Origin of the sequence: Streptomyces sp. NPDC037389, from assembly GCF_040636475.1 — a bacterium.
Classification (GTDB): domain Bacteria; phylum Actinomycetota; class Actinomycetes; order Streptomycetales; family Streptomycetaceae; genus Streptomyces; species Streptomyces hesseae.
In genome coordinates this window covers 18,348-39,701 of sequence record NZ_JBEZUS010000021.1, presented here as the reverse complement: position 1 = coordinate 39,701, position 21,354 = coordinate 18,348, and the positions used below count along the sequence as shown (strand labels likewise).

The following is a 21,354-nucleotide window of genomic DNA, read 5'->3' as shown; positions in this document are numbered from 1 at the left end:
CTCCTTGGTCATTCCCGGCCCGCCGCGCCCCGGTTGGCAATGCCGTCGGCCAGGGCGGTCGGCTCCACCCACACCGTGCGGACGCCGCTCCACCTCTGGTGGATCCGGCCGTCGGGCGCGCAGGCGGTCAGCGCGCACTGGGAGAAGAGCGTCGTCGGGGACGGGGCCTCGTCGACGTCGACGGTGATGACGAAGGGCTCGTCGTCGGGGAGCGGGCCGAACAGCTCCAGGCGCTCGACGGAGACGGGTACGGGAATCTCCCCGCCGTCGGCCAGCGCCAGCAGGGTCAGCAGGGCACCCTGCATCAGCAGGTCGGCGAGGGCGGGGCTGTACAGCCGTCCCGCGAACGCGCCGTGGGCGAACGCCGGGTCGGGCATCCTGGCGGTGATCACCAGATGGCCGGGCGCCTCGTCCAGGACGTCGCGCAGTCCGTTGAGGGCCGCGCCGTGGAAGAGCCGGCCGTCGCGGTAGCCGGGGTGCGGCTCGTCGGTGAACGTGTACGGCGGCAGGCTCGTCACGGGTGCCTCGCCCGGCGCGTCCGCCGGCCGGAAGCGGCCCTCGAAGCGCGGTTTCCCCTGGTCTCCCGCGTCGTCGACGCTCACGTGGACGAACGGCACGACCGCCGGACGCGCGTCCCGGGCCAGCCGGACGCGGAACCGCTCGGGGTGCCCGGGCGGGAAGGTGATCGCATGCGCGATCCTGACGTCCCGGCACTCGACGACCGGCAGGGCTCCCCCGTGGACGCGCTCCACAGTGCCAAGGGCCCAGCCCACGGCGGCCGTCATGGGCAGGATGGGCACCCCGGCCACGCGATGCGCCCGCAGGACGGGCTCCTCGCCGAGCCCCGTCAGCATGCGGTGCGCGGTGAGGCCGGCGTCGGGGAGCGGGTCGGCCCGCTGGAAGAGCGGCACGGTCGGGCCGACGAGCGCCACCCCGCCGCCCCCGCCGGGAGCCATCAGCTCCAGGAACCGCGCGCACCCTTCCTCCCTGGAGAGCACGGGCACGCCGACCTCGGTGAAGAGCCGGTGGAGGTCCGCGGCCATCCCCTCGGTCCAGGGCCCGAAGGCGACCGGCACGACGCGGCAGTGGGGGTGGGCGGCCTGCCAGGCGCAGCCGAAGCGGTTGAGCGCCTCGTTGGCCAGGGCGTAGTCCGCCTGCCGCAGGTTGCCCCAGATGCCGGCGACGGAGGTGAAGAGCACCAGGTGCCGCAGGCGTGCGGCGTCCAGGGTCGCGAGCACGTTCAGCAGGCCGGTCGGTTTGGTGCCCACGACCGCGGCGACGCCGTCCGGGTCCGCCTCGGCCAGCGGCCGGTCCCGGAGGACGCCCGCGCCGTGCAGGACGCCGGTGATCCGGTCGGCGTACGGGGCCAGGGCCGTGGCCACCGCGTCCGGGTCGCGGACATCGGCCGCCACGTACTCGGCCTCGGCGCCGTACGAGCGCAGGGTGTCCAGGAACGCGCGGATGCCGCGCTGCCGGACGAGCAGGCCGAGGTCGTCCTCGATACGGGTGCGCGCCGGTTCCTCGCCGGGGTCCTCCCCCAAGTCGCGCGCCCGGGCCTCCAGGCCGGCGCGCAGCTCTTCCGGGCCGCTGAGCGCGGCGGCCCGGTCGGGCTCGTCCGCCAGGGGTGTACGGCCGAGCAGGACGCAGCCGCAGCGGTGGGCGCGCACCAGTTCCTCGACGCACCAGGCGGTGATGCCTCCGGCACCACCGGTGACCAACAGGACGTCGTTCTCGGTGAGTTCGACATCGGCGGCGGCCACCGGGGTCCGGGGCCACGGGGTGCGGGACACCCGGGGCGTGCGGCGGCCGGTCGCGTCCACGCCGACCTCGCGTACGTCGCCGGCGAGGTCGGCGAGCTCGGCGGCGAAGGCCGCTCCGGCCTCCTCGTCGGACAGCCCGGGGGCGAGGTCCAGGGCGCGGCAGAACAGGGTCGTCGCCTCCAGGGCGAGGGCCTTCACCAGTCCGCCGAGTCCGCCCGCGAGGGCGGCCGCGGTGTCGCCGCCCGAACCGGCGTAGCCGAGCGCCCCGTCGAGCCTGGTGACGGCCACCAGGCCGGCACGGGTGCCGGTCCGGGCGGCCGCCTCCAGGGCGGGGCGGGTGTGCTTGGCCACCAGGATCGCGTGGCGGAGGCGGGTGACGACCCGGTCGGCGGCGGTGCCGGCATCCGTCCCCCGGCTGACGGGCAGGACGCACAGGTCGAGACGCGTCCCGTCCGCCAGGAGCTCGGCGAGGCGGGCGGTCAGGGTGTCCTCCTCCCAGTCCGTCAGACAGGGCGCTTCCGTGCCGGCGTCGGGGAGGGCCAGTCGGCTGACGCTCCAGCCCCGGGTGGTGAGGGCGTCGGTGAGGAGGCGGCCGAGCCCGCCCGCGTCGTCGATCAGCAGGGCGTGGGGCCGCTCCGGGTAGGCGCCGTCCCGGACGTCGACGGCGGGCAGGTCCTCGGGGGTCACCCAGGCGCTGCCGAGGGCGGTGCCCACCATCGGTGAGATCAGCCGGGGCTTGGGGTCGGTGATGATCTCCTGGGCGATGGCCGTCAGCTCGCGCACCGTCCGGGCCTCGCCGAACCGGTACATATCGCTGCGGGCGATCACCGGGTAGCGGCGCCACATCTCGGCGCCGATCTCGACCTGCTTCAGGGAGTCGATGCCGAGGTCCGCCTGGATGTCCATGTCGGGCTCGATCATGTCGACGTCGTAGCCGGTCTTTTCGGCGATCACGGCCCGGAAGACCCGTTCGACCTCGTCGGGGTCGAGCGTGGCGATGTCCGTCGTGCCGGTCGCCGCGGCCTCCCCCTGCTGGGCCGCCCACAGCTCGGCGAGCGCCGACCTGCTCTCGGCGTGCGGGCTCCCTTCTCGCGGTACGGCGTCCGGGCCGGGTGCCGCCACCGCGACATCGGCCACCGCCGGTACGAGCACGGGTGGGTCGTCGCCCTGTTCCGGTGGGCGCAGGAGGCCGGAGAGCGCTTCGGCCGCGCGGGCGTGCGTCTCGCCCAGGGCCATGCTGTGGTCGGCGACCGCCTGGATCGCCGCGAGCAGTGACGCGTCCACCCGGCCGGCCGCCGCGCCCCGGGCGAGGAGCGCGCCGAGTTGTCCGGTGGTGCGGACCTCGCTGTCCATGTAGCGGGCGTGCGCGGCCAGGTGGTCGGTGGCGGCGCGGGTCAGCGGGTCGGTCTCCTCGGCCCGGGCCGCCGGCGCGTACGGGGCGGGCGCGCTCTCCGGCTCCGCCCGCTCCCTGGCGGCGGAGTGCCGGGTCGGCAGTTCCTCGTAGGCGCCGCGCAGCCTCTCCACGGCGAAGAACGGGCCGTCCAGGCGGCGGGCCACCTTGGAGGGCGTCCGGCGCTCCGGGCGGGGCGGGGCCGTGTAGCGGTCGACGCCGGTGAGGGGCAGGCCCAGGACGGCCAGGTGTACGGCGGCTCGCTTGAGCGCCGCGCAGGCGTCCGTGCCGGGCCCGGCGTCGCAGGCGACGGCTTCCACCCGGTCGGCCCCGAGGGTCCGTTCGACGAGCCCGGTGAGGATCCGCCGGGGGCCGAACTCGACGAAGACCCGGATGCCGTCGGCGTACATCTCCTCCAGGCGGGCGGCGAAGTCGACGGGGCGCAGCATCTGGTCGACCAGGGTGCGGCGGTTGGCGTCCGGGTCGTCGCCGTAGGACGCCCCGGCCGTATTGGCGTGGACGGGCAGCGTGGGCGGGGCGAAGGCGGCCTCGGCGCAGGCCGCCGCGAACTCCTGGGCGGCGTGGGCGATGTGCGGGGTGTGGAAGGCGGCCGCGACCGGCAGGAGCCGTACGGGCAGGCCGCGTGCGGCGCACTCGTCGGTGAAGTGCCGTACGGCGGCGGTCGGGCCGCCGACGGCCTGTTCGTCGGGGGCGTTGTGGTTGCACACCATCAGTTGAGGGTGTGTGGCGAGGAGTTCACCGAGCGCGTCGCGGCTCATGCGTGCGGCGGCCATGGCGCCGGGGTCGTGGCCGGGGCGGGGTGGCTGTGCCATGGCCTGGCCGCGGGCGTGGGCCAGGGCCGTGAAGGTGTCGTCGTCGAGTACGCCGGCGGCCCACAGGGCGGTCAGCTCCCCGAAGCTGTGGCCGAGCAGTCCGTGCGGGGTGAAGCCCAGCTCGCGCAGGTAGCGGTACTGGCCCGTGGAGAGCGCGCCGATGGCCGGCTGGGCGTGGGAGGTGCGGCGGAGTCGTTCGCCGTGGAGGGTGGCGTCACCGGTTCCCGGTGGGGGGAAGACCGCGCGGGCCAGGTTGTCGGCGGCGGGGAAACGGGCGTTGGCGGCGTCGAAGGCGGCGCGCACCGGGGGCAGGGCGAGGGCGGCGCGCAGGCCCATGTCGGGGTACTGGCTTCCCTGTCCCGCGAACAGCGCCGCTGTTCTGGTGCCGGGGGGCAGGGCCCGGGTGCGGTAGTGGATGCCGCGCGGGTGGTGCCAGGTTTCGTCGCCGGGGTGGTCGCGCGATCGGGCGACGGCGAGGGCGAGCAGTTCCTCGTACTCCGGTCGTCCTGTGGCGACGAAGCCGAGGCGGGCGTGCGGTGCGGGGGCCGGTCCGGGATCGGGTGGGTCGCCGCGCTCCAGGCGTCGCAGCAGTTCCGCTCCGTCGGGGGCGTGCCAGAGGTACGCGGAGGGGGTGTCGTGGAGAGCGTACTCCCGCTCTGCCGGGGGGCCTTGGTGTTCTTCGAGGACGGCGTGGTAGTTGACGCCACCGAAGCCGAACGCCGAGACCCCGGCCCGTCGGGCCGTGCCGGAGGGGTCGCGCACCCAGGGCCGGGCCGTGGTGTTCACGTAGAGGGCGCCGTCCTGGCGGGCGGCCTGTGCGTGGGGTGTGGTGACGTTGATGGTGGGGGGCAGCACCTTGTGGTGGAGGGCGAGCGCGGCCTTGATGAGCCCGGCCGCGCCGGCGGCGGCCTTGGTGTGCCCGATCTGCGACTTGACGCTGCCGACGGCCACGAAGTGCCGGTCGTCGGGGGTGGCCAGGAGGTCGTTGAGCGCGGCGAGTTCGACCTCGTCTCCGGTGGGGGTGCCGGTGCCGTGCGCCTCGATCAGGCCCACGGTGGCGGGTGGGCAGCCGGCGTCGGCGTAGGCGCGGCGCAGCGCGGCGGTCTGCCCGGCGCCGCAGGGGGCGTAGATGCTCTGCGCGTTGCCGTCGCTGGAGCCGCCCAGGCCCTTGAGGACGGCGTAGATCCGGTCGCCGTCGCGCTCGGCGTCGGCCAGGCGGCGCAGGGCCAGCATGCCGATGCCCTCGCCGACCAGTGTGCCGTCGGCCTCGGTGTCGAAGGGGCGGACCGTGCCGGTGAGGGAGAGGGCGGGGGTCTTGCTGAAGCACATGAAGGAGACGATCGAGTTGTCGGCGTCGCAGCCGCCGGTGAGCATCACATCGGCGCGGCGGGAGATCAGTTCGTCCACGGCGCAGCGGACGGCGGCCAGGGAGCTGGCGCAGGCGGCGTCGACGGTGTGGTTGGCGGCGCCGAGGTCGAGGCGGTTGGCGACGCGTCCGGAGACGACGTTGGCGAGGATGCCGGGGAAGGAGTCCTCGGTCCAGGGCGGCAGGGCCGCGAGCCGGGCCCGGACGATCTCCTTCGCCCGTTCCTCCGTGACGCCCATGGCGAGCATGGTCTCCATCATCTCGGGGACCAGGAGGCGGGCGGCGAGCGGGATCAGGGTGGAGTTGGTGCCGCACACGCCCAGGACCACGCCGGTGCGGGACGGGGCGCACCAGTCGTCCCTGCCGCGCCGCGCGTCGTTCAGTGTCTCCTTGGCCACCACCAGGCTCAGCAGTTGCACGAGTCCGGTGGAGTCCATCGTGTTCGGCGGCATCGCGAATTCGAGCGGGTCGAAGATCTCGGGGGTGAGGAAGCCTCCGCGACGGCAGTACGTCTTGTCCTCGGCGAAGGGGTCGGGGTCGTAGTACCGGTCCGGGCGCCACCAGCTCTCGGGCACGGTGTCCGAGCAGTCGCGGCCCGCCACGATGTTGTCCCAGAACTCCCTGATGTCGCGGGCCTTGGGGAACCGCCCGGACAGGCCGACGATCGCGACGGGGTCGGAGCCCAGCCGGCGGTCCGGGTCGCCGGAGTCCTCGATGGTGGTACGCACCCGGTCACCTCGTTCCCGTCGGCGAGCGGCGGCGCGGCGGCCGGCGCCCGCCGTCCCGGCTCGGGCCCCGGTGCCGACGACCCGTTCGAGGCGTGCGACGGCGGACCCGTACTCATATCTCCCCACCGGACAAACCGGTCCGCTCCGGGCGGTGCGGGCGCGTGGAGGCACTGGTGTCACGCCGTATGACAGGAGGCGCCCCTGCCCGCTTCCGGCCGCCGTCGGCGTCGTCTCACGCCCCGGCGGCCTGCCGGAGGGCGTCGCGGCAGGCCTCGACGGCCGGGTGGCGGCCGCCGCCCCGGCGCGCCGCGGTGAGGATCGTGCGCGCGCCCCGGCCACGGGGGAGCCGGCGGAGCGCGACGGTCGGGGGACGGCCGTTCCATACGAGGTCGGGCAGGAAGGCCGCGGCGTGGCCCTCCTCGACGAGCCGGAGGTGGAGGAGCAGGTCGGTGCTCTCGAACCGTACGTCGGGTTCGAAGCCGGCCGCGCGGCACAGCGTGGTGGCCCAGTGCCGGGCGGCGCTGCCCTCGGGCTCCATCACCCAGGGCCGTTCCGCGAGGGCGCGCAGGGTCGCCGTGGGGCCGCCGGCGACCTCCGGTGGTGCGGGGAGGGCGAGGCGCAGGGGGTCGTCGAGCAGGTGTTCCTGTTCGAGGCCGGCGGGCCGGGGCGTGGGGTGGCCGGGGTACTCCTCGGCGACGACCAGGTCGAAGTCGCGGGCCTGGAGCGCCAGGAGGGCTCGTTCCGGTTCCATCTGCGTGACGTGGACCCGCAGCCGGGGGTGGGCCTCGCGGAGGAGGCCCAGCATGACCGGCACCAGGGTGAGCGCGGCCGTCTGGAACGCGGCGACGCGCAGGGTGCCGGTGAGGTCGGTGAGGGAGGTGGCGATGTCCGCCTCGGCCCGTTCCAGGCGTTCCATGACCGCTTCGGTGTGGGCGACGAGGATCTCCGCCTGCGGGGTGAGCCGCACCCGCCGCCCCACGGGTTCGAGCAGCGGGACGCCCACCTCCGACTCCAGTTGGGAGAGCTGCTGCGAGACGGAGGACGGGCTGTAGGAGAGGGCGGCGGCCACGGCCGCGAGGGTGCCGCGATGCTTGAGTTCGCGCAGCAGGCGCAGTCGGTGGAGGTCGAACATGGGTGGCGCGGTCCCTCCGGAACATTCGGTTTTTCTGATGAATATAGGTGGGAAACATGCGCTGGACCGTGCGAAGGGGTCGGCCGCACGCTGGTGGCATGCCCGAGAACTTCGCCTCTTCCCGCACTCCGTCGTGGTTCGTCCGCCCTGCCGCCCGGTCCTGGACGTGCGAGCCCGCGCCCGCCGACGCGCGGGGCTTCCACACCTCCCTGCCCGGCTACGCCCCGACCCCACTGACCGAACTTCCCGCCTTGGCCGTCGAGTTGGGGGTGGGCCGGGTGTTCGTCAAGGACGAGTCGTCCCGGCTGGGGCTGCCGGCGTTCAAGGCGTTGGGCGCGTCCTGGGCGGTGCGCCGGGTCCTCGCCGAGCGGATGACGGAGGAGCGGGGGGCGTCGGCCCCGGTGACGCTGGTGACCGCCACGGACGGCAATCACGGGCGGGCCGTGGCCCGGATGTCCCGGCTGCTCGGGCAGCGCGCCCACGTCTTCGTCGCGCACGGCGTCCACCCGGAGGCCGTGGCGGCCATCGCGGCCGAGGGAGCGGAGGTCACCCGGGTCGCGGGGACCTACGACGAGGCGGTGCGCCGGGCGGCCGGGGCGGCCGCCGCGCCGGACGCGGTCCTGGTGCAGGACACCGCCTGGCCCGGCTACGAGCGGATCCCCGCGTGGATCGTCGAGGGATACGCCACGCTCTGCGCCGAGATCGACGCCCAGCTCGCGCTCGCCCGGGCGGGGGCGCCCGGGCTCGTGGCCGTGCCCGTGGGCGTGGGCTCGCTGGCCCAGGCCGTCGTCACCCACTACCGGAGCCGCCGGGACGGGCGGGCCCCGGCGCTGCTGGCGGTGGAGCCGGAGGCCGCGGCCGGCCTCGCCGCGAGCCTCGCGGCGGGGCGGCCCGTCACCGTCGCCACCGGCGGGACCACCATGGCCGGCCTCAACTGCGGCACCGTCTCCCATCTCGCCTGGCCGGTGCTCCGGGACGGCCTGGACGCGGCGGTCACCGTCACGGACGCCGGCAGTGCCCGCGCGGCCGCCGACCTGGCGTCCCTCGGTGTCCCCTCCGGCCCCTGCGGCGCCGCCTCCCTCGCGGGCGTCCGCGCGGCGCTCACCGGCGCCGGCGCGGACGCGCGGCGTGCCGCGCTGGGGCTCGGACCGGCGTCGGTGCTCGTCCTGCTGAGCACCGAGGGCCCGGCTGCCAATCCACACACCGTGTCCGGCAGCGCCACCCCACATCAAGACGATCGGACATAAGAGAGAGACAGAAAGCCATTCTCCGTCTCTTTTGATCTCTCTACGGTTGGACCATCAAGCCGATCCGATCAAGGTCCGGTCAACGTCCGATCAAGGAGAAACCCCATGCGCGCCGTCACCCAGAACGCTTTCGGAGGCCCCGAGGTCCTGGAGGTGGTGGAGACCGGGCGACCGCGTCCGCAGGCCGGCGAGGTACTCGTCCGGGTCCACGCCGCCGCCCTGAACCCCGTGGACACCGCCGTCAGGTCCGGCTTCCTCCCGCTGCTCGGCGAGCCGCCCTTCGGCATCGGCTGGGACGTCTCCGGCGTCGTCGAGGAGGCCGCCGAGGGCGCGGGGTTCGCGGTAGGCGACGAGGTCTACGGCATGCCGCTCTTCCCGCGCGCCGCCGGTGGGTACGCCGAGTACGTGGCCGTGCCGTCCGGCCATCTCGCCCGGCGGCCCGCCTCGCTCGACCACACGCACACGGCGGCGCTGCCGCTCGCCGGGCTCACCGCCTGGCAGTCCCTGGTGGGCGCGGCCGAGGTGAAGGCCGGTGACCGGGTCCTGATCCACCGCGCGGCCGGCGGCGTCGGCCACCTCGCGGTGCAGATCGCGAAGGCGCGCGGCGCCCATGTCATCGCGCTGGCGAGCGGGGCCAAGCACGACTTCGTACGCGGCCTCGGCGCCGACGAGGTCGTCGACTACCGCACCACCGACTTCAGCGAGGTGTTCGAGGACCTCGACGTGGTCCTCGACTCCTCCGCCGAGGGCGACCGTTCGCTCCGCGTCCTGCGCCCCGGCGGCATACTCGTCAGCATCATGCAGCACCGCGACCAGGAGCTCGCCGCTCGCGTCCGGGCCGCCGGGCGGCGCTTCGCCGGGGTGTCCGTCGAACCGGACGCCGAGGGCCTGGCCGGGATCGCCGCGCTCGTCGACGCCGGGCACGTCCGTCCGCACATCGCCGCGGCCTTCCCCCTGGAGGACGTGTCCAAGGCGCACGAACTGCTCGGCACGGGCCGCACCCAGGGAAAGATCGTCCTCACCGTCCGGGACGAGACCGCCGTCTGAGACGATCACGCGGGAATTCGCGGAAGACGGACGGGGGCCGCACACATGGACATCCTCACCGAAGTGCTCGGATCGATGCGCACGGGACGCCCGGCCTCGGTCCGCACCGAGGGGCGCGCCCCCTGGGGGATGCGCCTGCCGCCGGTGGCCGGTGCGGGATTCCACGTCGTCCTGCGCGGGAGCTGCTGGCTCCTCTCCCCGGACGGCGCCGCGCCCCGCCACGAGCCGGTCCCCCTGAACGCCGGTGACGTGGTCTTCCTCCAGGACAACCACAGCCACGTCCTCGCCGACGACCCCGGCACACCCGCCGCCGCGGCCGGCCCGGCGCGGTTCCGCCCCGGTTCGCCGATCGGCGCGCTCTCCCTGGGCGGGGACGGCCCGCGCACCACGCTGCTCTGCGGCGCCTACCACCTGGACCAGGGGCGGCCGCACCCGCTGGTCCGTCAACTGCCCGAGGTCGTCCACCTGGAGACCCGGCACGGACGGCACCCCGAACTCTCCGGCGCCGTCGGGCTCCTGCGCGCCGAGCTGGAGGAGGAACGGGCCGGCGCGGCCGGCATCGTGCCCGCGCTGATCGACGCGCTGCTGCTGTACGTGCTGCGGGCGTGGCTGGAGGAGCAGCCGGCGACGGCGGTGGCGGGCTGGTCCGCCGCCCTCCGGGACCCGGTGATCGCCCCGGCGCTCACGGCCATCCACGAGGACCCCGCGGCCCGGTGGAGCGTGGAGTCCCTGGCCTCCCGCGCCGGGACGTCCCGGGCCACCTTCGCCCGCCGGTTCCACACCCTCGTCGGGGAGCCTCCGCTGGCCTATCTGACCCGCTGGCGGATGACGACGGCGGCCCGGCTCCTGCGGGAGGCCGACCATCCCCTGAGCGTCGTCGCCGCCCGGACCGGCTACGGCTCCGAGTTCGCCTTCGCCAAGGCGTTCAAGCGCGCGTACGGCCTTCCTCCCGGCGGCTACCGCCGCCACGCGGCGGCCACGCCCATGCCGTTCGCGGGGCGGCACTCCTGACGGCCCCCCGGTTCGTTCACGGATCGACGACAATCGGCGGATGGACGTTCCCGGGCTGCTGGAAGCCGCCTCCCTGCTGGTGCCCGAGAGCACCGCCACCGACGACGACCTCACGGTGCGGGACGTCTGGGACTGCCTCGTCCGGGACGACTGGGAGTTCGCCCTCAACCTGCTGGAGGAGCACCGCGGCGGGCCCGCTCTGCCCCTCGCCTTCTGGGAGACGCTCGCGGACGCCGCCGGGCGGCTGCGGATGGAGCGGAGCACGGCCTGGTGCCGGTGGCGCGCGTACGAGACCCGCAACGGCGTCATCCGGGCGGAACTGGCCCTGGCCGAGGACCCCCAGCGCCGGACGCCCGTCCCCGGCGCCGGGGTGCTGCGGCCGCTGTGGGACATCGGGCACCGCACGCCCACCGGTGAGACGGCGTTCGCCATCGCCTCGCTCTGGGTCGAGGGCAAGGACGCCCTGGAGCCCGGCGGACGCGCCACCATACGGATCGCGCCCCTCACCCCCTCGCTCTGGGGACATCTCCGGCCCGGTCAACCGTTCACCATGCACGAGCAACGGCCCGTGGCCGGCACGGCCGTCGTCCTTGAGGTACGCCCGCCGGTCACCGCCGACGGCGAAGGAAAGCATTTGGTCACTGGGTGATGTCCGGTGAAGGATGACCCTTTCACCCTTGCTCTCTGAGGAATGCCCCTTATGGACACCCGGCGCGCCGACGTCGACGGTTTGGCCCTGGCGGTCGCCACCGCCGCCCAACGCCAGGGAAAGGAGAGGACGACGCTGGAGTCGCTTCTCGACACCGGTGACCCCGGGCGGTGGGTCACTCTCGACCTCGGAGTGCGGCGGCTCAACTGGTACTGGCCGTCCGGCCTGCCCTCCATGGTCTGGCTGCGGACGGGCGAACCGCCCGCCGACGAACCGGTCCTGGCCATCGCCCTGTGCCACCCCGACGGACGCATACGCCAGGCCGCCCTGGAGCGTGCCGCCGGGTACCCGGCGCTGCTGCCGCTGGTGGCCGTGCGCTGCTCGGACTGGGTGGGACCGGTCCGCGACCTGGCCCGGTCCCTGCTGCGCGCCGGACTGGCCGGCGCGGCGCCGCGCACCGTCGCCCTCATCTCCTCTGTCGTGCTGCGCACGGCGGCGCGACAGCACGGCGTCTACGCCCACGCCCTGCTCGTGGAGATCCTTGAGAACGCCGACGCCGAGCTGACGGACACTCTGCTGGACAGCCGCGACCCGGCCACCCGGCGGCTCGGCCACCGGATCGCCGTCCGCCGGAACCACTTCTCCCCCGCCCGGCTCGCCCGTATCGCGGCCACGGACTCCGACGTGGTCGTCCAGGACGTCTGCGCCGACGCCGTCCTCGCCCACACGAAGGACGGCCGGCACGGTGAGCTCCTCGAACCGCTGTTGCGCGCCCGGACGGCGCGGGTGCGCGCGTCCGGGGTGACCGCGCTCCACCGGACCGGGCGCTCGGCCGAGGCCACGGTGTTCCTCACCGACCGCACGGGCATCGTCCGCGCCTGCGCGCGCTGGGTGCTGCGGCAGCAGGGCACCGACCCGCTGCCGTACTACGCGAGCTGTGCGCCGGCCCCTTGGCGGACGTCCCGCCGGGTGCGGCCGCCGGTCTGGGCGAGTGCGGCACCCGTGGGGACGCCGCCCTGCTCCACCCGCTGCTCGCGCACCCGGTCGCACGGGTGCGCACCCAGGCGGTCGCCGCGCTGCGCGCCCTGGGCGCGGTCGACGCCGAGCGCCTGCGGCCGTTGCTGGACAGCCCCTCGGCGGCGGTCACCCGTGAGGTGTCCGCCGCGCTCCTCTCCTCGGGGGACCGGCTCCCCGAGCCATGGCTGTGGGAACGGCTCGCGTCCGGCCGGCCCCGGCACGTCCGGGCGGCGGCCTTCCGGCTGCTCGCCACGCAGCGCGGGATGTTCCAGCTCCGGTGCTTTCTGACCCTGCTGGACGACGCCGACCACCGCCTTCGCGAGCAAGCCCGTACCGCCGTCCTGCGCTGGGGCCCGGCCGACGCCCGCAGCGCGTACGCGGCGCTGCCCGCCGACGAGCGCGCCCGGCTGGACGCGCTGGTCGAACGGGCCGTGCCCGTCCTGGGCGAGGACAAGGTCCGGCTGTTGCGCTTCTTCCTGGGGCGGGGCGTCACTCCTGACGGGCCAGGGCGGAGACCGCCAAGAGCAGCCCGATGGCGCTTCCGGCTTCGGTGATCTCCCCGGCCCGGACGGCGGCCACCGCGTCGTCGAGGGGGATCCACCGCACCGTCATACCGGCTTCGGTCGGGTCCCGGTGGGGCCCGGCTCCCGGGCGCAGGTCCGTGCCGAGGTACAGGTGCGTCACGGCGGACGTGCGGGTCGGCAGGGGGTGGTAGGCGGTGAGGGGGCGGAGCGTGCCGGGGCGCAGGCCCGTCTCCTCCTCGCACTCGCGCCGCGCCGCTTCCCCCGGGCACTCGCCCTCGGCGATCGCACCGCCGGGGACGTGGAGCAGGCGTCGCCCCAGCGGGTAGCAGGCGTCCTCCACCAGCGCGACGCGCCCCCGGGCGTCGACGGCGACGGTCCTGGCGCCGTCGGCGACGGTGACGCGGTCGTACGTCCCTTCCGTGCCGTCGGGTTGCAGGACTCGATCGTGATGCAGGGTCAGATGACCTCCCTGGTGGACGACATGGGAGCTCAGTCTGCTCCAGCCCCGCAAGGACTCCTGGATGTCGTGGGCCATCTTCCCCGCCGTTCCTCGTCGGTGCGCGCCGCTGTGGGTAACGCCGGAACGGGGGAAGCGTTGCGCCCACGCGGCGCCGTAGCATACCCGCGGGGGTATGCGAAGGAGCGGGCCGTGGAACTGGCGTTGGCGGAGAAGGAGCTGAAGTCGGTGGTCAACCGGCTCCGGCGGGCGCAGGGGCAGATCGCCGGGGTGATCAGGATGATCGAGGAGGGGCGGGACTGCGAGGACGTGGTGACACAGCTCGCGGCGGCGTCCCGGGCGCTCGACAAGGCCGGGTTCGCAATCATCGCCACGGGCCTCCAGCGCTGCGTCGGCGAGGCGGGCACGGCCGCCGACGGGGACGCGGAGAAGATGCGGGACCGGCTGGAGAAGCTGTTCCTCTCCCTGGCGTAGTACCCGTCGTGACCGACACGTACGGCAGGGAGAGGCACGGTTCACGTCAGGGCGTCGACGAGCATGAAGCCGGCCACGGCCAGCAGAGCCACCGCGAACGCGCGGCGCAGTACGGTGCCGGACACCTTGGCGGCCAGTCGTTTGCCGTCCCAGGCGCCCAGGATCGCGGTCGCGGCGAACGGGGCGATGACCGACCAGTCGAGGCCCGAGGCGGTGGCGCCTCGTGTGGCCAGGGAGGCCAGGGAGTTGGTCGTGATGACGAGCAGGCTGGTACCGACGGCGGCCTGCATCTCGAAGGCCAGCACCGCGACGAGCGTCGGGACGACGAGGAAGCCGCCGCCCACGCCGAGCAGTCCGGTGAGCGCGCCCAGACCGGCCCCGGTCCCGGCGGCCTTGACCCCGGCGGGGGCGCGGCGCGACGGCTCCGGTTCCCGGTCTTGACGCCGCTCCGGTCGTTCCGGTACGCCGCCTCGTGTGCCGTCGGTCCGTGCGTCGTCGGCCGGTCCCTCCCCGCCGGGTATCTCCTCGGCGGGTTTCCTCCCGGCAGGTTCCTTCCCGGCGGGTCTCTCGCGGGTCGCGAGCAGCATCATCACCGCCGCGAGGGTGGCTATCGCCGCGAAGGCCGCGGTCAGTGCCCGCTGGGGCAGATGGGCCGCCAGGGCTCCGGCCGCCGCGGCGGGGAGGAGCCCCGAGGCCGCGAACAGCGCGCCGGTCCTCCAGCGGACGTTCCCGGAGCGGGCGTGCGCGTACAGGGCGGTCGCGGAGGTCGCCGCGACGATGAGAAGGCTGGCGGTGGTGGCCGCCGCCGGGGTGAAGCCGAGCAGATAGATCAGCGCGGGTACGGCCAGAACGCTGCCGCCTCCGCCGAGCGCGCCCAGTGCCAGCCCGACCGCCGCTCCTGCGGCGAGGGCGAGTATGAGGGCGCTCACGCTATGACGCCGTCGCCGAGGCTTCCGCCGGCGGCCGGCAGTCCGCTCCCGGTCCCTCCTTCCCTGGCCCGGGCCGTCGTGGCGAGGTCGCGGCGGACGCGTTCCTGTGGCCGGGTGCGCACCGGGCCGGGACAGCCGAAGCCGTGGAGGGACTGCGGGAGCATCGTTCGATCACTTCCTATGGGACGGGAACGGTCAGGCGGCGCCGCGCCCCGGGACGGTGAGCCCCACGGCCGTGGCGGCGTCGAAGACGTCGTCCACGGCGACGACGTTCCGTCCCGCGGCGTCCAGCAGGGACGCGGCGATCGCCGCGCGCGCCCCGCCCGCGCAGTGCGCCCACACCACTCCCGGTGGCACCTCCCCGACGCGGTCGCGCAACCGGTGGACGGGGATGTGCGCCGAGCCGCTGACGAAGCCCGCCGCGCGCTCGGAGTCCCGGCGCACGTCCAGCACCACCATCCGGTCGCCGGCCGCGCGGGCGGCCGCGAGGTCGGCGAAGGTGGCACGGCGGAAGGAGCGTAGCGCCTCTCCCGGGCGGACCCAGGAGGCGGGGGTGCCGGTGGCGGCCGCGGCCGGCCGGTCGATGCCCACGCGCACCAGCTCCCGCTGCGCGGCGGCGAGCTCCTCGGGGCCGGCGGCGAGCAGGGTGAGGGGCTTGCCCCAGGGGATCAGCCACGCGAGATACGTGGCGAGCCGCCCGTCGCCCTCGAAGTTCAACGAGCCGGCGACGTGCCCCTCGGCGAAGGCGACGCGCCGGCGCAGGTCCACCACCCACTCCCCCGCCGCCAGCCGCGCGGCGATCCCGGTCGCGTCGGCCCGCCGGGGCGGGGTGAGGTCGACGGGCGCGGGCCCGGCGGCGTTGACCGGGCCCATGTGGGCGTAGTAGGCGGGGATGTCGTCCAGGCCGGCGAGGAGTCCGGTGACGAAGGTGTCCACGTCCTCGGTCAGGGCGGCGTTGGTCCCGCGTTCGGCGCCGATCGTCGTGGCGCCGCCCCGGGCCGGGGAGGAGGAGCAGAAGCTGCCGAAGCCGTGGGTGGGCAGGACGGGCACGTCGTCGTCGAGCTCGTCGGCCAGCCGGTGGGCGGAGGCGTGCTGGGCGCGGGCCAGGCGCTCGGTCAGCCGGGGCTCGACCAGGTCCGGCCGGCCGACGGTGCCGATGAGGAGCGAGCCGCCGGTGAAGACGGCGACGGGCCGGCCGTGCTCCTCAAGGACGTAGGAGGTGTGATGGGGGGTGTGGCCGGGGGTGGCCAGGGCCCGGAGGGCCAGGCCGTCGTCCACCGGGATCGTGTCGCCGTCGGCGACCGGGGTACGGGCGAAGAAGACCGCGGCGGCCGCGGGCACCAGGTACCGGGCGCCGGTGACGCGGGCGAGCTCCAGCCCTCCGGATATGTAGTCGTTGTGCACATGGGTCTCCGCGACGAGGCCGATCCGCACCCCGCGCCGGGCGGCGGCCGCGATGACCCGGTCGATGTCGCGGGGCGGGTCGACCGCCACGGCGACGGCGGCACCGCCCGCCAGATAGCTGCGGTTGCCCAGGCCTTCCAGTTCGAGGGTCTCGACGGCATGCACGGCGGCGACTCCTCACCGGTCGACCTCACCGGTCGACGCACCCCGGGGGTAGTTTCGGAGCTCCCTTCCACCGTAATACCCCCAGGGGTATTCCTGAAGGCCGTGCGGAACCTATCCGGCCGCCCTTCGCGCCGCCACCACCGAGAGCGCGGCCGCCGTCAGCCCCAGGGCGGCCGTGACGGCGACGAAGCCGGGGCCCGCGACGGCCCACGGGCTGAGCAGGGCCGTTCCCAGGGCCACACCCAGGTGGTCGAGCGTGCCGTTCCAGGAGATGACACTCGCGCGCCGCGCCGGATCGGCGCCGCCGAGGTACGTCTGCTGGCTGGTGTAGAAGGCGCCCCCGGCCATCATCCACACGAACACCGCGGCCAGGCTGACCGCCGCGACCGTGCTGACCAGCGCGACGGCGCTCGCTCCCACGAACACCAGCGCGCAGCCCGCCGACAGCGCGTTCTCGCCGATGCCGCGCCGCCGCGCCCGGTCGCTCACCTGGCCGAGAAGCACCGAGCCGGTCAGCGAACCCGCCCCCACGAGCAGGCCGATGAGCCCGAGGCGCGCCTTGTCGTAGGAGTAGCGCTCCGCGAAGAGCGCGCCGACGAACGTGTACGCGCCGAGCCGGCCTGCCTGGAGGAAGCCGGTGGAGAGCAGGGGCACCGCCAGGCGCCGCTGCCGCCATACCGCGAAACCGGCCAGTAGGGAGACGGACGCGGCCGGGGGGCGGGGGCCCTTCAGGCGCCACCCTATGAGCAGCACGACCGGGGCCAGCCCCGCGCCGACGGCCGCGAACACCCACGGCCAGCCCGCCGCGTCCGAGAGGAACCCGCCGAGCGGCACGCCGAGGACCTGCCCCAGGGCGTAGCAGGAGACGCCCATGGCGACGGCGCGGCCGCGCTGGTGGCCGGCGGCGGATTCGGAGAGGTAGGCCCACATGGCGGGGGCGGCCGTCGCCCCGCCGAGTCCGGTGAGGGCGCGGGCGGCGGTCAGGGCGGTGAGGCTGTCCGCCGTGGCGCACAGCAGATTGCCGCCGACGAAGAGCGCGCCTCCCGCGGTGATGAGGAAGCGGCGCGGGAACCGGTCGGAGACGCCGCCGAGCAGGGGGGCCGCCACCGCGTAGGTCAGGACGTAGGCGGTGACGACCTGCGCCGCGGCTCCGGTGCCCACGCGCAGGTCGGCGGCGATCGTGGGCAGCAGCGGGGAGACCAGGAAGGTCTCGGCCCCCATAAGGAAGAGGAAGAGGTACAGCAGCGCGCAGCGGGCCCATGGGGTGACCACGGCCTCGCCCCCTGCCGGAAGGCGGGGGGCGAGGCCGGTCGCCGGGCCGGAGCCGGTCACGCCGACCGGGCGCGTACGCGCGCCGGTGCGGTGCGGGGCAGGTCCAGCTCGTCCCAGCAGCGGCGGAGCGCGTCGGCGAACCGGTGGACCTCCAGCGGCTGGTGGACCGGGGACGGGTTGATGCGCAGGCGCTCGGTGCCCTTTGGCACGCTGGGGAAGTTGATCGGCTGGGCGTACATCCGGTGCCGTTCCAGCAGGATCCGCGCCAGTTCGCGGCAGCGGGCCGGGTCCCCGACGAGCACGGGCACGATGTGGCTCTGTTCGCTCACCAGCGGGATGCGGGCGTCGCGCAGCAGGGTCTTCAGCAGCCGGGCCCGCTCGTGGAGCCCTTGGCGTTCGATGTCGCTGCGTCGCAGGTGCCGCACGCTGACCAGTGCTCCGGCGGCCAGCGCCGGCGGCATGGACAGGGTGAAGATGAAGGCGGGCGCGAGACTGCGGACGGCGTCGACGACGGGCCCGGGGCCCGCCACATAACCGCCGGCGGTGCCGTATCCCTTGGCGAACGTGCCCATCAGGAGCGTGACCTCGTCGCCGACGCCGAGCTGGGCGGCCATGCCCGCGCCCTCGGGCCCGTACATGCCGACCGTGTGCGCCTCGTCGACGTACACGAACGCGTCGTGCCGCTGGGCGACCGCGCAGAGCTCGGCCATGGGGGCGGCGTCGCCGTCCATGGAGTAGACGGACTCGAAGGCCACGACCTTCGGGCGCCCGGGACTCACGTCGTTCAGCCGCCGGTTGAGGTCGGCGGGGTCGTTGTGGTCGAAGACGTGGCGCTCGGCGCCGCTGGCCCGCATCGCCATGATCATCGATGCGTGGTTGAACCGGTCGGAGAAGAACACACAGTCGGGGAGGGTCTTCCCCAGGACGTACAGGGCGGCGTCGTTGGCCGCGTAGCCGGTGATGAAGGTCAGCGCGCTCTCCTTGCCGTGGAGGTCGGCGACCTCCCGTTCCAGGGCGACGTGGTGCGGGGTGGTCCCGGAGATGTTCCGCGACCCGCCGGCCGCGGCGCCGGAGGTGTCGAGCGTCCTGCGCATCGCGGCCAGCACGTCGGGGTGCTGGCCCATGCCCAGATGGTCGTTGCTGCACCAGACGGTGACCTCCCGGGTCCCCTGGGACCCGTGGTGCAGGGCTTGTGGGAAGCGACCGGCGAGCCGTTCGATCTCGACGAACGTGCGGTACTGCCCGGATTCCTTGAGCTTCTCCATGCGATCGGCGAAGTGACCGACGTAATCAAACACTTTTCGCGAACCCCCGTTGAGGGACACGGTCGTCCGTGCCCGACTCGCTTAGCGTGCCTAATCAGAATGGCGCGAGGCCCGCTCCGCCGCATCGTCACCGGGTATCGGACACGCTCCTCCTGACGGGGCATCCCCCGGACGGAGGCATCAGGCCGGCGGAGGAGAGAAGGCCGCGGCGAAGACCGCCCCCAGCACGATGCCGACGATCTACGGCTTGTGTCCCCATTTCCTTTCCCGCCCGGCCAGGAGGCTTCCCATGGCGGTGCGCCGGTGGAGGACCGCCCGCCCTGCGCGGACCGTGGTGACGAGCCCTGCCCCACGCAGGGCGGTGGCATGGGCGGAGGCCGTGGCGTTGCTCACGCCCAGCCGCCGGGCGAGGCCGCTCGTGGTGTGCTCCTCCGCGAGGAGGATCAGCATCTCGCAGCGCGTGCGCCCGAGCACCCGCGCCAGCGCCTCCTCCGGGCGGTCCGGGTCGTCCGGCCCGGACGGGGCGATCGGCAGGCCCGGCCCGGCGGGAAAGGTCACATGCACCGGGCGGCCCGGCAGGTCGGAGACGAGCGGGTGCCCGTTCCAGTGGAAGGTGGGCCGCAGCACCAGGCCGCGTCCGCCGGGCTCGACGTCCCGCTCCCGGGCCCCGGGCAGCTCCCAGACGCTCCCCCGCAGCCGCGCACCCGGCACGAGTCCGGCGAGCGCGGCGCCGAGGCCGTACTCGGCCACCGCCAGGGCGTGGCGGGTGAACTCCCGCTGGTGGAGGTCCCGCACCACGGGCCACACGGGGCGCAGCACGCTGTCGAACGCCGCGTGCTGGGCGCGGCGCAGGACGCGCCAGGCGCCGGCTTCGCCGCGGTGCAGATCGCGGACCCAGAGCGGAGGCGGGGCCGGGTGCCCGGCGTAGACCCGCTCGATCTCCGAACGGACCTCGTCGGGGCGCCACTCCCGGACGGCGTCGAGCCCCTCCTCCAGGGAGTCGTCGAACACGTCGAGGAAGCCCGGCGCCCGGCCGGCGGGAACCAGGTCCCCCAGTGCCTCGACGGCGACCGGCAAGGAGCGGAGCGACCGTCTCCGCCAGCGGCCGAAGAGCAGTTCGTCGCCGGGGGTCAGCAGCTTCATCAGGGCCGTGTTCAACTCCAGCAGCGGGGCCGCCCGGGGCGCGAAGCGGATCCCGGCGAAGTCGGCGGCCGTGAGGTGGATCCTGATCACTGCTCTCCTCGGCCACGGCGCGCCATCATTTCGGTCAGGGCCTGAACCTTCGCCCCCGCTCCTCTCCGGGCCGCAGCATAAGGGCCGCGTCATAAGGGCCGCGTTCACGGAGAGGTAAGGGGAGATCCATGTTCCTTACAGGAACGTTTCACGAGGGGACCGACGGCGGGGGAACGACCGCCGGGCCGACCCGGCGGGGCGTCGCCGGGTCGGCCGTACTGGCGGGTGCCGCGCTGCTGCTCTCGGGAGGCGCGGCACCGGCGCGGGCGCGGCAGCGGTCGCGTGCCGCGGCCGGCGTCGCCCTGCGCCTGCCGGGGCCGACCGGCCCGTACCGGACCGGGGTCACCACGCTGTATCTGGTCGACCGTTCCCGGCCCGACCCCTTGACGCCCTCGATTCCGGAGCGGGAGCTGATGGTCTCGGTAACCTACCCCGCCCGCGCGGTCCACGGCCGGTCCGTCGCACCGCAGATGTCCGCCGTCGCCGCGGCGAGGTTCCCGGAGACCGCCCCCGCCGTCCACCCCGGCCTGCCCACGAGCGGGGTGGACTGGGCGGCCACCATGACCCACTCGTACGCCGACGCCCCCGCGCTCGCCGGGCGGCGGCCGGTGCTGCTGTACAGCCCGGGCGGCGGCGATCCGCGCACCATGGGCACCGGGCTCGCCGAGGAACTCGCGAGCCACGGCTACGCGGTGGTGACCGTCGATCATCCCGGCGACGCCGGCGTGGTCGAGTTCCCCGGCACGACGGCCCACCGTCCCGAGCCCTGGCGCGAGACCGTCTTCCGGGGTGATCCCCGCATGGACCCGCCGCTCTTCCGCACCATGATCGACGCCCGGGTCGCGGACGCGCGTTTCATCCTGGACGCGCTGGAGGCACTGGCGGCGGGGCGGAACCCGGACGCGGCGGGACGGCCGCTGCCGGAGGGGCTCGGCCTCGCGCTGGACCCGCGCCGCGTCGGCGCGTACGGCCACTCGGCGGGCGGCACCGCCGCCGCCGAGGTCATGTACGAGGACCGGCGCGTCCACGCGGCCGTCGACATGGAGGGCTATCTCGACCACCCGGCCAAGGGCCCCGGGCGCGTGGGAGAGCTGTATCCGGTCGCCCGCCACGGGGTGGGCCGGCCGCTGCTCCTGCTGGGCACCGACGGCTTCCCCGACCGACGGCGGCTCGAACGGTCCTGGTCGGCCATGCTCGCCCACCCGGGCTGGCGCACGGACCGGCGGCGGCTCGACCGGGCCGCGCACGGGGTGTTCACCGACTACGCCGCCTTCGTACCCCGGTTGCGGTCGGCGGGACTGCTGACCACCGAGGACCGGGTCCGGCTGGTCGGCGCGGTCGACCCCGCCGTGTCGGTGCCGTGGGTACGTCACCATGTGCGCTCGTTCTTCGCCCGGCACCTGCCGGCGCGCTGACCGGGAACCGTCTGGCGCCGGCATCTCCGAACCTGC

Annotated in this window: 17 protein-coding genes; 8 read left to right on the top strand and 9 right to left on the bottom strand. The window is 74.9% G+C overall.

Annotated elements, in window-relative coordinates:
* Positions 1-8 precede the first annotated feature (8 nt).
* Positions 9-6,077: a beta-ketoacyl synthase N-terminal-like domain-containing protein gene (locus tag AB0E98_RS31150; RefSeq protein ID WP_361709182.1), complete on the bottom strand. Its 6,069-nt coding sequence runs from the start codon at positions 6,075-6,077 to the stop codon at positions 9-11.
* A gap of 232 nt (positions 6,078-6,309) precedes the next feature.
* Positions 6,310-7,209, bottom strand: coding sequence for a LysR substrate-binding domain-containing protein (locus AB0E98_RS31145; protein ID WP_361709181.1), 900 nt, complete (start codon positions 7,207-7,209; stop codon positions 6,310-6,312).
* Between the two features lie 98 nt (positions 7,210-7,307).
* On the opposite strand from AB0E98_RS31145, the gene AB0E98_RS31140 reads away from it, so the two are divergent.
* The 6 genes from AB0E98_RS31140 to AB0E98_RS31115 all read left to right on the top strand — a co-directional run bounded on the left by AB0E98_RS31140 (position 7,308) and on the right by AB0E98_RS31115 (position 12,734).
* Positions 7,308-8,456, top strand: coding sequence for a diaminopropionate ammonia-lyase (locus AB0E98_RS31140; protein WP_361709178.1), 1,149 nt, complete (start codon positions 7,308-7,310; stop codon positions 8,454-8,456).
* Between the two features lie 105 nt (positions 8,457-8,561).
* On the top strand, positions 8,562-9,503 hold the full coding sequence (locus AB0E98_RS31135) for an NADP-dependent oxidoreductase (RefSeq protein WP_361709176.1): 942 nt from the start codon (positions 8,562-8,564) through the stop codon (positions 9,501-9,503).
* 45 nt (positions 9,504-9,548) lie between these two features.
* Entirely contained in the window at positions 9,549-10,514 is a 966-nt protein-coding gene (locus tag AB0E98_RS31130) for an AraC family transcriptional regulator (protein WP_361709174.1), read from the top strand.
* Between the two features lie 40 nt (positions 10,515-10,554).
* Positions 10,555-11,163 (top strand): hypothetical protein, encoded by a 609-nt coding sequence (locus AB0E98_RS31125; protein WP_361709173.1) that lies wholly within the window; start codon positions 10,555-10,557, stop codon positions 11,161-11,163.
* A 51-nt stretch (positions 11,164-11,214) separates the two neighbouring features.
* Positions 11,215-12,468, top strand: a complete 1,254-nt coding sequence (locus AB0E98_RS31120; protein WP_361709170.1) for a hypothetical protein — start codon at positions 11,215-11,217, stop codon at positions 12,466-12,468.
* The gene (locus AB0E98_RS31115; RefSeq protein ID WP_361709167.1) at positions 12,444-12,734 is read left to right on the top strand and encodes a hypothetical protein; all 291 of its coding nucleotides are present in this window, start codon (positions 12,444-12,446) and stop codon (positions 12,732-12,734) included. The genes AB0E98_RS31120 and AB0E98_RS31115 overlap by 25 nt, the downstream gene beginning before the upstream one ends.
* Here the strand turns inward: AB0E98_RS31115 and AB0E98_RS31110 are convergent.
* Positions 12,670-13,239: an NUDIX hydrolase gene (locus AB0E98_RS31110; RefSeq protein WP_361709164.1), complete on the bottom strand. Its 570-nt coding sequence runs from the start codon at positions 13,237-13,239 to the stop codon at positions 12,670-12,672. The genes AB0E98_RS31115 and AB0E98_RS31110 overlap by 65 nt on opposite strands.
* A gap of 114 nt (positions 13,240-13,353) precedes the next feature.
* On the opposite strand from AB0E98_RS31110, the gene AB0E98_RS31105 reads away from it, so the two are divergent.
* Positions 13,354-13,635, top strand: a complete 282-nt coding sequence (locus AB0E98_RS31105; RefSeq protein WP_361709161.1) for a metal-sensitive transcriptional regulator — start codon at positions 13,354-13,356, stop codon at positions 13,633-13,635.
* Between the two features lie 41 nt (positions 13,636-13,676).
* Here the strand turns inward: AB0E98_RS31105 and AB0E98_RS31100 are convergent, their stop codons facing one another.
* From AB0E98_RS31100 to AB0E98_RS31075, 6 genes are all read right to left on the bottom strand, one after another.
* Complete coding sequence (locus AB0E98_RS31100; protein ID WP_361709160.1) at positions 13,677-14,564, bottom strand: sulfite exporter TauE/SafE family protein; 888 nt, start codon at positions 14,562-14,564, stop codon at positions 13,677-13,679.
* A complete protein-coding gene (locus AB0E98_RS31095; RefSeq protein ID WP_361709157.1) occupies positions 14,561-14,728 on the bottom strand; it encodes a hypothetical protein in 168 nt (55 codons plus the stop codon). The genes AB0E98_RS31100 and AB0E98_RS31095 overlap by 4 nt, the downstream gene beginning before the upstream one ends.
* Before the next feature lie 31 nt (positions 14,729-14,759).
* Positions 14,760-16,133 carry an MBL fold metallo-hydrolase gene (locus AB0E98_RS31090; RefSeq protein WP_361709155.1) on the bottom strand — a complete coding sequence of 458 codons (1,374 nt, stop codon included), beginning with the start codon at positions 16,131-16,133 and terminating at the stop codon, positions 14,760-14,762.
* Positions 16,134-16,244: 111 nt separating this feature from the next.
* A complete protein-coding gene (locus AB0E98_RS31085; RefSeq protein ID WP_361709154.1) occupies positions 16,245-17,405 on the bottom strand; it encodes an MFS transporter in 1,161 nt (386 codons plus the stop codon).
* A 56-nt stretch (positions 17,406-17,461) separates the two neighbouring features.
* Entirely contained in the window at positions 17,462-18,703 is a 1,242-nt protein-coding gene (hemA, locus tag AB0E98_RS31080; RefSeq protein WP_361709152.1) for a 5-aminolevulinate synthase, read from the bottom strand.
* 207 nt (positions 18,704-18,910) lie between these two features.
* Positions 18,911-19,903 carry a winged helix-turn-helix domain-containing protein gene (locus AB0E98_RS31075; protein WP_361709150.1) on the bottom strand — a complete coding sequence of 331 codons (993 nt, stop codon included), beginning with the start codon at positions 19,901-19,903 and terminating at the stop codon, positions 18,911-18,913.
* Between the two features lie 128 nt (positions 19,904-20,031).
* Between AB0E98_RS31075 and AB0E98_RS31070 the strand changes: the two genes are divergently transcribed.
* On the top strand, positions 20,032-21,318 hold the full coding sequence (locus AB0E98_RS31070; RefSeq protein WP_361709147.1) for an alpha/beta hydrolase: 1,287 nt from the start codon (positions 20,032-20,034) through the stop codon (positions 21,316-21,318).
* Positions 21,319-21,354 lie beyond the last annotated feature (36 nt).

Coding starts and splice junctions, on each gene's coding strand:
- AB0E98_RS31145 (WP_361709181.1), bottom strand. CDS start 7,209: ATGTTCGACCTCCACCGACTGCGCCTGCTGCGCGAACTCAAGCATCGC.
- AB0E98_RS31140 (WP_361709178.1), top strand. CDS start 7,308: ATGCCCGAGAACTTCGCCTCTTCCCGCACTCCGTCGTGGTTCGTCCGC.
- AB0E98_RS31135 (WP_361709176.1), top strand. CDS start 8,562: ATGCGCGCCGTCACCCAGAACGCTTTCGGAGGCCCCGAGGTCCTGGAG.
- AB0E98_RS31130 (WP_361709174.1), top strand. CDS start 9,549: ATGGACATCCTCACCGAAGTGCTCGGATCGATGCGCACGGGACGCCCG.
- AB0E98_RS31125 (WP_361709173.1), top strand. CDS start 10,555: ATGGACGTTCCCGGGCTGCTGGAAGCCGCCTCCCTGCTGGTGCCCGAG.
- AB0E98_RS31120 (WP_361709170.1), top strand. CDS start 11,215: ATGGACACCCGGCGCGCCGACGTCGACGGTTTGGCCCTGGCGGTCGCC.
- AB0E98_RS31115 (WP_361709167.1), top strand. CDS start 12,444: ATGTTCCAGCTCCGGTGCTTTCTGACCCTGCTGGACGACGCCGACCAC.
- AB0E98_RS31110 (WP_361709164.1), bottom strand. CDS start 13,239: ATGGCCCACGACATCCAGGAGTCCTTGCGGGGCTGGAGCAGACTGAGC.
- AB0E98_RS31095 (WP_361709157.1), bottom strand. CDS start 14,728: ATGCTCCCGCAGTCCCTCCACGGCTTCGGCTGTCCCGGCCCGGTGCGC.
- AB0E98_RS31070 (WP_361709147.1), top strand. CDS start 20,032: ATGTTCCTTACAGGAACGTTTCACGAGGGGACCGACGGCGGGGGAACG.